Origin of the sequence: Carnobacterium sp. ISL-102, assembly GCF_018612935.1 — a bacterium.
Lineage (GTDB): Bacteria > Bacillota > Bacilli > Lactobacillales > Carnobacteriaceae > Carnobacterium_B > Carnobacterium_B alterfunditum.
Map to the genome: position 1 here is coordinate 35737 of NZ_JAGGRF010000007.1, position 11222 is coordinate 46958.

An 11222-nucleotide genomic window follows, 5' to 3' on the forward strand; every position below is an offset into this window, starting at 1 on the left:
CTGATAAAAAGTACCACCGTTTAAATAGGGGATTTAAATGCAATAAAAAAACAGATTGAAAACAAGGGGGATTTAAAGATGAAAAAGAAAACTATTTTATCAGCGTTAGTAACAACGGGCGTGCTATTGACTTTAACAGCATGTGGTAGTGAAGGAAGCGATGAAGCAAGCAGTGAAACAGGCGGATCAGCAGCAGAAGAAACAACGATCAAAATTGGGGCTAGTAATGTTCCACATGCTGAGATCCTTGAATTTATTGAACCAATCCTTGAAGAGGAAGGCATAACATTAGATATCACTACTTACAATGATTATGTTATCCCAAACGTCGCATTAGATGAAGGCGAAATTGATGCTAACTATTTCCAACATGTTCCATTCTTTGAAGCGGCAGTAAAAGAAAATGGGTATGATTTCGTTAATGCTGGAAGCATTCATATCGAACCGATAGCTATTTTTTCTCAACGCTACAAAAGTTTAGATGAGGTAAAAGATGGTGCAACGGTCTTGGTCAGTAACAACCAATCAGACTGGGGACGAATTCTTGCGATTTTTCAAGAAGCCGGCTTAGTAACAGTTAAAGATGGCGTAGATCTTACAACAGCCACATTTGATGATATCGACGAAAATCCTAAGAACTTAGTCTTTGAATACGATAATGACCCAGCGTTGATGACAACATTGTACCAACAAGATGAAGCAGAATTAATTGCGATCAACTCAAACTTTGCAGTAGATCAAGATATCAGCCCAATCGACGATTCAGTTGCTCTTGAAAGCTCGTCTTCGCCATATGGTAATATTATTGCCGTTCGTTCAGAAGATGCTGAAGATCCTGCTATTTTAAAATTAGTGGAAACATTAAAGTCTGAAGAAGTACAAGAGTTTATCTTAGAAGAATGGGATGGAGCAGTTGTTCCGGTAACAGAATAATAAAAGAAAAGTAAGAAGCAAATGAATGATTTTGCTTCTTGCTTTTTTTTTGTGCTCTAAAGGTTGGTTAAGATAGTACTATTTTCAAGATAGTGCTACACTCAAAGTAAGATATTAGGTAAGGAGTGGGTGGTATGTACAAAGAATTACCAGCAAAAAAATTAAATGAAAGTGCCATTCGGTATGAACGAACAAAAGACAGCATTGGAAGTTTCTTTACGTTAGTTTTTTTTGGGGTTTTAATGTTCTTAACACTTAAATTTGATTGGCCAAAAGGCTTAATAGTTATTTGGATCATCTTGCCGATCATTGATTTTTCATTGAGTTTGTATGTCCTTCCGTACTTGAAATTAAAATCGGTGCGCTATGAAGTGCATGCGCTTCATCTAGAAATTATGACTGGCATTTTTTTTAAAAAGAGAGTGTTGATCCCAGTTGAACGCATCCAGCATGTGTCAGTAAAAGAAGGCCCGCTAACTCGGCATTATGCCATCCAGATCGTAGAAGTTTTTACAGCAGGAACAGTCCATGAGATCCCGTTGCTGATAAAAAAAGAGGCGGAAGAATTGAGGGTCCAATTATTAAAACGACTAAAGGCGGTGAAATCAGATGTATGATGAAAAAAAATTACACCCGTTAACGCTGATCACAGATGCCTACAATCGTTTGGTTTCATTTGTCATACCGATTCTTTTCTTTGCTTTTTCAAGTTCTAGATTGGAAGGCTTAGGCCTCATTTTGCCGCTGCTCTTCTTTACCATTTTTGGTTTAGTGTATCTAGTAGATGTTTTGAAATTTATACGGACATCGTACTGGATCGATAACAATCGATTTGTTGTAAAAAGCGGATTATTCATTCAAAAAGAAAAAGATGTCCAAATCAGCCGTATTCAAAGCATAGATTACAGCGAAAATTTGATTCACCGGGTCTTTAACGTGACAAAAATTGAAATCAAGACACCGGGAAAAGGGATAGCTCTAGATGCTTTGTCTAAAGAAAATGCGCTAAAGTTGGCTAACCAGCTACATTATCTAAAAGAAACACAACGTGAAGGCTTCAGCCAAAGTGCTGAAGGAATGAGCGGAAAGCAAATTGACCGGCATAAAGGATTCTCGCTGCAGGAAGAGGGAGTGACAAAAACCGTTTATGCAATGAGGTTAGTCGATATTTTAAAAATGAACCTGATGGGAGGTTCCATTCTTAAAGGACTGATTGTTTTAGTAGGAGCAGTGAATGTCTTTGAAGAATTGATTTCAGATACTTTATTTGATCAAGCGGGAACGATCGTTAGTCAAACGTCTATCTTATCACAGCTGATAATTGTTGGATTGCTGTTTATCATTGTATATGTTGTGGGTAGCGTTATTTCCGTTATCAAAAATTTTGATTATAAAGTTGAATTGACAAAAAATCATTTAACTATTGAAAAAGGGTTATTGGAAGTGAAAAGCCAAACAGTCGCTTTAGCGAATATTCAAAGTGTCTGGGAAGAACAAAATTGGCTGCAAAAATTATTGGGCTATACGACATTTTCAGTTGGGATCACAAGTGATGAAGAAGCAACTAAGAAGGATGATACAGGCGAAAATAATGAAAAAGGCAAAATTATTTTGCTGCCACTTATAAAGAAGAAGCAGCTTGCCTCGTTAAGAGCCGAAATCGTACCGCATTTCAACTTCCTGCCTACTCAACAAGTTGTTCCTATTCGCTCTTTGAGACGATTTGTTCAATGGCCGCTTTTATTCTGGATCAGTATAACACTTTTAGCTTCCTACTTTTTATGGCCATTAGCTTGGACGATCGGGGCAGCAGGCAGTCTAGTGATTCTTCTGTACGGATACCGCAGTTATAAAAAAATCGGCTACGCTCTTTCAAAAGAAGAAGTAACGTTTCAACTGCCTAAATTGATCAGTACTGAAACGATTTACTTACGTAAAGACCGGATTTTAAATCTGACGGTCAAACAAAATCCTTTTTTAAAAAGAAGCCGTTTAGGAAAAGTAGAAGTATTCAGTGCACTTGGAGATTCCGCTCAAAATAAAAAAGTGTCTTTTATTGAAGAAGCCGACTGCGAACGGTTATTTGATTGGTTTTTAGTAAATGAGAGGAGTGTAGAGCCATGGGACCAAAAAACATGATTGATCCTCAAGTGTTGAAGTTGTGGCGTATCAGAGGATGTTTCAATAGTCTTCCTCTAGTGGGTGTCGCCTTAGTATATAACTTTTTTATCCAAGTCATGCCAAATACCGGTTTACCTGATGTGGGCATTTACATCACTATTGGGCTGGCACTTATTGGCGGATATGTCTTTATCTACTTGTTGCCAACGTTAACTTATCAATCTTGGCGAGTAGATTACAATAAGGATGAAATTGATTTTATTTCAGGTATTTTAATCACAAAAAGGGTCACGATCCCGATCATCCGAGTTCAAAATGTTGAATCAAGTATTGGACCATTAGCCAAAAAAATGGGTATGATGTCTTTAACGATCTCGACAGCTGCGACAAGTCATAAGCTGCCGGAATTGCCTGAAGAAGAAGCTCTGGAAGTCCAAAAAAAGATTCGACGTTTGATTCGAAATAGTCTGTAAAAAAAAGCTGATTCTTGATCTTATCCTTAAATAGTAGTTTATCTACTATTGAGGGCAAGAAACAAAATCAGCTTTTTTTAAATCATTTTTTTTATGACTCGCTTAACAAAATCCGTAAATAAACGCTGCATCATTAAATCGTACGGGATCATCAATTCAGGATGCCATTGCACAGCCACGATACTTTGATGGGGTGATTTTGCTTCAAAGGCTTCAATCAAGCCATCTTTACTCCAAGCCACAGCTCTAAATGGCTCAGCCAATTCCTTGATTGCTTGATGATGGTACGTATTGACAACATATTGATTACCAAAAATCTTACCGATCGTACTATCAGGCTCGATATCGACCGTATGGGCGCCTGTTTCAAAATGAGTTAATTGAACATGTTGGACAGCTAAATCGGGATAGTCTGAGACATCTTGATAAAGAGTTCCGCCGTAAGCGACATTTACTAATTGCAGTCCACGACAAACCGCAAAAATCGGTTTAGCTTGATGGATCGCTTCTTTGACAAGTGCAATCTCAAAAGCATCGCGAGCTGGATTAGTGGCGCCTAGTTTCAAGCTTGGTTCTTCGCCAAACAATAATGGCGATACATCTTGTCCGCCAGCTAATAAAAGGCCATCTACTTTTGATAAGTAATCTTTGGCGTCAATCGGGTCACTGATCGGAAAAACAACTGGGATGGCGTCAGCTTGCCGAACGCCATTAACAAATCCTTGAGGTGTATACGTGATCGGCAAGCCATTTACATCGGCATTATTTAATAAGACATTGCCGGCAATTCCAATTAAAGGTTTCATAAATATCACATTCCTTTCATCAATGAAATCAGACTAAATAAAATACAGAATACTAGGTGTTGCTGATTTATTTGACGGGGTAAGATCTTTATTCTTAGTTTACCTGATTTGAGCAGAAAAGTAACCCCTGAAACAATTGGCAATAAGTTTGCGAAAGCATAAAGGTTAGTCTAAAATAAAAGGTAGCAAGACCATTAGCTCTACCAGTAGTGATTAAAAAAATTTAAAGCATAGGGGCGAAACTAAGCTATGTCCATATTAGAAGTTAAAAACTTGCATGTATCCATTGAAGACAAAGAAATTTTAAAAGGTGTCAATTTACAAATGAAAACCGATGAGATCCATGCCATCATGGGACCAAATGGAACTGGAAAGTCCACTCTTTCAGCAGCCATTATGGGGCATCCTAGCTATATCGTTACTGAAGGCGAAATTTTATTGGATGGACAAAATGTTTTAGAAATGGCCGTCGATGAACGCGCAAGAGCTGGATTATTTTTAGCTGTCCAATACCCAAGCGAAATTGCCGGCATTACAAATGCCGAATTTATGCGTGCGGCAATCAATGCTCGTCGACCAGAAGACGATAAAATACCGGTCATGAAATTCATCAAAAAATTGGATGAAAAAATGGCTGTTTTAGATATGGCAGAAGAAATGGCAGAACGCTACTTAAATGAAGGTTTTTCAGGCGGCGAGAAAAAGCGCAATGAAATCTTGCAATTGATGATGATTGAACCGACATTTGCTATTCTGGATGAAATCGATTCAGGGTTAGACATTGATGCCTTAAAAGTAGTATCAAAAGGGATCAATGCGATGCGCGGCGAAAACTTTGGCGCATTGATCATTACCCATTACCAACGTTTATTGAATTATGTGACACCAGATGTCGTGCATGTCATGATGAATGGTATCATCGTAAAAACAGGCGGAGCTGAATTAGCTAAAAGGCTTGAAGCTGAAGGCTATAAAGGCATCCGTGATGAATTAGGCTTAGATTTTGTTTTAGAAGACGATTAAGGAGGATCAAGATGAAAGAGACAAATTATTTAGGTTATCTTGACCTTGTGCAGCAATTTTCTCTGATGCATGAAGAACCATCTTGGATGACCGAATTCAGAGAAGCAGCATTGATAAAAATCAATTCTTCCGATCTACCATCTTTTGAAAGAGTTAAGTACGAGCGCTGGCCTTTGCTGCAAGTACCTGATTTTTTCAGCGATGAAGAAGGCATTTTACTAGCAGAAGATTTTTTGACCGGCGATGACGATGCTCCGCGAGTTATCCAAGTCGGCAATCAAACGGTTTTCGAACAGCTGCCGATGAAATACATTGAACAAGGCGTGATCTTTACCGATATTTTTACAGCATTGCAGGAGCATTCAACGCTGCTCAAAAAAATATATATGAAGTTGGCTGTCGAATATGATGAAGACAAATTGACGGCTTTTCATGCGGCCTTTATGAACAGCGGCTTATTTTTGTATGTGCCTAAAAACGTTATGATCGACGAACCGTTGGAAGCTCTATTCGTACAAAATAGCAATGTGAAAAATAGCTGGATCAAACATGTTTTGATTTTTGCGGACACAAACAGTGAGTTCACCTATGTCGAAAAGTATGAAACAATCGGAACTGAAGAAAATGCGGCCAATATTATTGTGGAAGTCATTGCCAATCCGGGTGCGAAAGTGAAGTTCTCAGCAGTCGATCAAATTGGTGCAACGACCACTACGTATATCAATCGTCGCGGACATACGCTAAAAGATGCAACGATCGAATGGGCGATTGGAGTCATGAATACTGGGAATGTGATCGCCGATTTTGATACCGACTTGATCGGAGAAGGCTCACACAGCGAAGTGAAAGTCGTTGCGATCAGTATGGGCAAACAAATCCAAGGGATCGATACACGCGTGACGAATTATGGCCGAAATACGATCGGCCACATTTTGCAGCATGGTGTGATCTTAGATAAAGCAACGTTGACCTTTAATGGCATCGGCCACATCATCAAAGGAGCCAAAGGGGCGGATGCCCAACAAGAAAGCCGGATCCTTATGCTGTCTGAACATGCTAGAGGAGATGCCAATCCGATTTTGTTGATCGATGAGAATGATGTGACAGCTGGACATGCAGCCAGTGTCGGCAGAGTCGATCCGGAAGAACTGTATTATTTGATGAGCCGTGGCGTCCCGAAACAAGAAGCTGAACGGTTAGTGATCCGTGGATTCTTGGGTTCGGTTATTGCAGCGATTCCATTAAAAGTCGTCCGTGAAGGATTAGTAGATACGATCGAAAGGAAGTTGGATAAATGAGCTTTCCGGCTGATAAATGGAAAAAAGACTTTCCTATCTTAGCGCAAATAGTCAATGACGAACCGTTAGTGTATTTAGATAATGCTGCGACGACTCAAAAGCCAACAGTTGTGTTAAAAGCCATTGAAACCTATTACCGTGAATCAAATGCTAACGTACACCGCGGTGTCCACACTTTAGCTGAACGAGCAACAACGCAATATGAAGCGGCCCGCGAAAAAGTGCAACACTTTATCCATGCTGCTGAACCAGCCGAGGTTTTATTTACCCGCGGTACGACGACCAGTTTGAACTGGGTAGCCAAAAGCTACGGAGAAGCCAACTTGCAGCCGGGAGACGAAATCTTGGTTTCTGTAATGGAACACCACTCTAACTTGATCCCTTGGCAGCAGTTAGCCAAAAAAAGACAAGCCGTATTAAACTATGTTGAGTTGACCGAAGAAGGCCTGTTGGATCTAGACAGCCTGCGTGATCAGCTAAGCGAGAGGACCAAAATCGTGGCCTTAGCGCATGTTTCCAATGTGCTTGGGGTTGTTAACCCAATCCAAGAAATTGCACGACTGGTCCATGCAACAGAAGCCGTACTCGTCGTCGATGGAGCGCAAGCTGTTCCACATATGCCAGTCGATGTCCAAGAACTAGAAGTTGATTTTTATGCTTTTAGCGGTCACAAAATGGTGGGGCCTACCGGTATCGGGGTATTATATGGCAAACGCCATTTACTAGAACAAATGGAACCCGTTGAATTCGGCGGGGAAATGATTGAATTTGTCTATGAACAAGAAAGCACGTGGAAAGAATTGCCGTGGAAGTTTGAAGCCGGGACACCCAATATTGCCGGAGCAATCGGGCTGGGGGCGGCGGTTGATTATTTAGCAACCGTTGGACTTGCTGCGATCCAAGAATATGAACACGAATTGATGGCTTACTTATGGCCGAAATTGATGACGATACCAGGACTAACGATTTATGGCCCCTTGGATACTGCGAAACGATCCGGCATAGTGACTTTTAATCTGGATGGCATTCACCCGCATGACGTTGCGACTGCAATGGATATGCAGGGAGTAGCGATTCGAGCCGGCAATCATTGTGCTCAGCCGCTGATGCGAAAATTAGCAGCTGATTCAACAGCTCGTGCCAGTTTTTATTTTTATAACACAACCGCAGATGCAGATCAATTTGTTGAAGCATTGCTGGCGACAAAGGAGTTTTTTACTCATGGCTTTAACTAAACTGAACCAATTGTACCGTCAAGTGATTTTAGACCACTCCAGCCACCCGCATCACCATGGGGGTCTGGAGCATGCAACAGATCGCAGTGACTTGACCAATCCGACTTGTGGCGATGTGCTGCAGCTTCAACTGGTAATAGAAGATCAGATCATTAAGGATATTCGATTTGATGGAAGCGGTTGTACGATCAGTCAAGCCAGTGCTAGTATGATGACTGATGTTGTGATCGGAAAAACAGTCGCTGAATCCTTACTGTTGGCAGATCAATTTTCGCTGCTCGTGCAAGGCAAAGAAGTCACCAAACTAGAAGAACTAGGAGATGCGGCACTTTTAAGTGGGGTTGCGCAATTCCCAGCCCGTATCAAATGTGCTACGTTGTCTTGGAAAGCACTAGAAAAAGCCTTAGTAAAATAGACCGTTTAAACGAGGAAAAGCAAGGAGTGAAGAATTATGGGAGAATTACCAGAACGCGAGAATTATCAATTCGGCTTTCATGATGAAGTGGAATCAGTCTTTACGACTGGAAAAGGGGTTTCTGAAGCAACTGTCAGAGAGATTTCTAACCGCAAACAAGAACCCGACTGGATGCTGGATTACCGTTTAAGAGCCTACGATCACTTTACCAAACGGCCGATGCCGGAATGGGGAGCAGATCTGTCGGAAATCGATTTTGATGACATTACCTACTATAAAACTGTCAGCAATCAGCCCGAACGCAGCTGGGAAGATGTACCAGATAAAATCAAAGAGACCTTTGAACGCATTGGGATCCCGGAAGCCGAGCGCAAATACCTAGCCGGAGCCGGAGCGCAATACGAATCCGAAGTGGTTTACCATAACATGAAAGAAGAGTTTGAAAAGCTGGGTATCGTGTTCACCGATACCGATTCAGCCTTAAAAGAATACCCTGAGATTTTCAAAGAATATTTTGGAAGCATCGTGCCTGCAACAGATAACAAGTTAGCAGCTCTAAATTCAGCGGTCTGGTCTGGCGGAACCTTTATTTATGTTCCAAAAGGCGTACGCTGCGATGTGCCGCTGCAAATGTACTTCCGAATCAACGATGAAGCCATGGGCCAATTCGAACGTACCTTGATCATTGTCGATGAAGGCGCCAGTGTACATTACGTCGAAGGTTGTACGGCACCAACCTTTTCATCCAGTAGCTTGCACGCTGCTATTGTTGAAATCGTCGTCAAAAAAGACGCGTACTGCCGCTATACGACGATCCAAAACTGGTCCAACAATGTCTACAACTTGGTCACCAAACGGGCTGTAGCCGAAGAAGGAGCCACAATGGAGTGGATCGACGGCAACCTTGGAGCGAAAACCACGATGAAATACCCAAGCATCCTATTGAATGGTCGCGGAGCTAGAGGAACCATGCTGTCGATCGCAATGGCTGGAGCCGGACAAAACCAAGATACGGGAGCCAAAATGATCCATAATGCACCAAACACTTCCAGTTCGATCGTCTCAAAATCGATCGCCAAAGACGGCGGCGAAGTCAATTACCGCGGACAAGTCACATTTGGCAAAAACTCCGGCGGATCGATCTCGCATATCGAATGCGACACGATCATCATGGATGATTTATCCAAGTCAGATACTATCCCGTTCAATGAGATCCATAACGGCAACGTCTCACTAGAACACGAAGCCAAAGTCTCTAAAATTTCAGAAGAACAGCTCTATTACCTGATGAGCCGAGGCTTGACCGAACAACAAGCCACTGAAATGATCGTCATGGGCTTTGTCGAACCCTTCTCAAAAGAACTCCCAATGGAATACGCAGTGGAATTGAACAGATTGATCGCCTATGAGATGGAAGGGTCCGTTGGTTAATAACAAAAGAGAAGCTAGGAATGCTGTGTATAAGTATTTTTAGCTCTTTTTGATGTTTGAAAATAAAAATAGAACCAATACTAGCACCAATGGACTTTTTAGAACAAAGACTTTTATTTTGAAGAATTATTGAATTACTACTTTCTGTTCAATATGAAGTAAAATGATGATATTAAAATTATCTAATGAGGAGAGGATATTATGAATAAAAGATTGTTTATTATAGGTAATGGGTTTGATTTAGCTCATAAGTTGCCGACTAGTTTTAATCCAAACTTTAAAGAAATTGCTGAAAAGAATGAACAATTTCCTTATTTTTGGGAAATCTATCAATCACAAGAAATAGATATTTGGTCTGATTTTGAGAATCTATTAGCAAAGCCCGATTTTAATGAGCTGGAACAAATATTTGAAGGATATAAATCTGATTATTTATCTGATCGTGAAAGTGACAGGGATGCAATTATTACACAAGTAGATCTTAATGGTAACTTGATTCCATCTCTATATGAATTTGCTAACCAAGCTGAGGAGAAACTAATTAAGAAAGTTGCAATTTCATCAAATATTAAGTTATTTAAGCCTGAAGATTTATTTGTGAATTTTAACTATACACATACATTAGAAAAGGTATATGGTGTACAAGCAAGCAGAGTTTTGCATGTACATGGTGAAGTTGGTCAAGACAATTTAGTATTAGGCTATCCTGAAGGTGATTTTTCTCCAGAAAAATATCAATATGATGTGAGGCAAAAAGGAAGGGGCCCCTATCGAGAGAGTGACATTCGAGATCATATTGAGGATATGATGAAAAGCGATATGATGGATTACTATACCTACACAGCATTTGAAGGCTTAATCATTAAGGTAGAATCGTTCAATAAGGCGCCACAGGTCAAATTGTTAGAAGAATTTCTAGTCAGAAATGAAATAAAAGAAATTATAGTAAACGGCCATTCTTGCGCGATTGATTTTCCGTACTTCGAATATTTAAGTAGGAACTTCAGAAAAGCTGAATGGGTATTTTATGCTTTTGATAACAAAACAAAAAATAATATTGAAAAATTGATAAAAAAATTCAGCATCGAGGACTATAAAATACTAGCCTTCGAAAATTGAAAAATATAGTATTATAAAGGTAATCTGATAGGAAATAATAAAGAGAAGCTAGGAACATTGCTATATAAGTATTCCTAGATTTTTTGATGTTTGAAAATAAAAGCAGTAGCAATGGGTATTTTTTCAGAATATTTTTTTTGTTTCGGTGAATTGTGCAATTTATTTTCTCAGTGAGAAAGAAATAGGGTATGTGTAAAATAGTTCTCGAGATGATTTTATTTTTTACTAGCAAAAAGAAAGAAGGCGTTCTATCATAAATGTATGCTGAGCGGCAAATACATAGATGAAAGAGGCCTTCTTATGGATAGAATTATAACAAAATTATATGAAATAATAAAGGAATCGAGCGATTTAATAGATACAAAGAA

At 39.9% G+C, this 11222-nt stretch carries 11 protein-coding genes; 10 read left to right on the top strand and 1 reads right to left on the bottom strand.

Annotation, left to right across the window (positions count from 1 at the left end):
• The first annotated feature begins 78 nt into the window (after positions 1-78).
• From J7E16_RS06170 to J7E16_RS06185, 4 genes are all read left to right on the top strand, one after another.
• Positions 79-933, top strand: a complete 855-nt coding sequence (locus J7E16_RS06170) for a MetQ/NlpA family ABC transporter substrate-binding protein (RefSeq protein ID WP_214889958.1) — start codon at positions 79-81, stop codon at positions 931-933.
• 134 nt (positions 934-1067) lie between these two features.
• On the top strand, positions 1068-1550 hold the full coding sequence (locus J7E16_RS06175; protein WP_214889961.1) for a PH domain-containing protein: 483 nt from the start codon (positions 1068-1070) through the stop codon (positions 1548-1550).
• Positions 1543-3072, top strand: a complete 1530-nt coding sequence (locus J7E16_RS06180) for a PH domain-containing protein (protein WP_214889964.1) — start codon at positions 1543-1545, stop codon at positions 3070-3072. Before J7E16_RS06175 ends, J7E16_RS06180 begins: the two co-directional genes overlap by 8 nt.
• Positions 3054-3527: a PH domain-containing protein gene (locus tag J7E16_RS06185; protein ID WP_245792759.1), complete on the top strand. Its 474-nt coding sequence runs from the start codon at positions 3054-3056 to the stop codon at positions 3525-3527. Before J7E16_RS06180 ends, J7E16_RS06185 begins: the two co-directional genes overlap by 19 nt.
• Before the next feature lie 77 nt (positions 3528-3604).
• Here J7E16_RS06185 and J7E16_RS06190 read toward each other — a convergent pair whose 3' ends face one another.
• Positions 3605-4333, bottom strand: a complete 729-nt coding sequence (locus J7E16_RS06190) for a gamma-glutamyl-gamma-aminobutyrate hydrolase family protein (protein ID WP_214889967.1) — start codon at positions 4331-4333, stop codon at positions 3605-3607.
• Between the two features lie 249 nt (positions 4334-4582).
• Between J7E16_RS06190 and sufC the strand changes: the two genes are divergently transcribed.
• The 6 genes from sufC to J7E16_RS06220 all read left to right on the top strand — a co-directional run bounded on the left by sufC (position 4583) and on the right by J7E16_RS06220 (position 10854).
• A complete protein-coding gene (gene sufC / locus J7E16_RS06195; protein WP_214889970.1) occupies positions 4583-5356 on the top strand; it encodes a Fe-S cluster assembly ATPase SufC in 774 nt (257 codons plus the stop codon).
• Positions 5357-5367: 11 nt separating this feature from the next.
• The gene (gene sufD / locus J7E16_RS06200) at positions 5368-6654 is read left to right on the top strand and encodes a Fe-S cluster assembly protein SufD (RefSeq protein ID WP_214889973.1); all 1287 of its coding nucleotides are present in this window, start codon (positions 5368-5370) and stop codon (positions 6652-6654) included.
• Positions 6651-7889: a cysteine desulfurase gene (locus J7E16_RS06205; protein WP_214889975.1), complete on the top strand. Its 1239-nt coding sequence runs from the start codon at positions 6651-6653 to the stop codon at positions 7887-7889. The genes sufD and J7E16_RS06205 overlap by 4 nt, the downstream gene beginning before the upstream one ends.
• Positions 7876-8304 carry a Fe-S cluster assembly sulfur transfer protein SufU gene (sufU, locus tag J7E16_RS06210; RefSeq protein WP_214889978.1) on the top strand — a complete coding sequence of 143 codons (429 nt, stop codon included), beginning with the start codon at positions 7876-7878 and terminating at the stop codon, positions 8302-8304. The genes J7E16_RS06205 and sufU overlap by 14 nt, the downstream gene beginning before the upstream one ends.
• A gap of 36 nt (positions 8305-8340) precedes the next feature.
• Positions 8341-9735 (top strand): Fe-S cluster assembly protein SufB, encoded by a 1395-nt coding sequence (gene sufB, locus J7E16_RS06215; protein ID WP_214889981.1) that lies wholly within the window; start codon positions 8341-8343, stop codon positions 9733-9735.
• Between the two features lie 201 nt (positions 9736-9936).
• A complete protein-coding gene (locus tag J7E16_RS06220) occupies positions 9937-10854 on the top strand; it encodes an AbiH family protein (RefSeq protein ID WP_214889984.1) in 918 nt (305 codons plus the stop codon).
• The last annotated feature ends 368 nt before the right edge of the window (positions 10855-11222 follow it).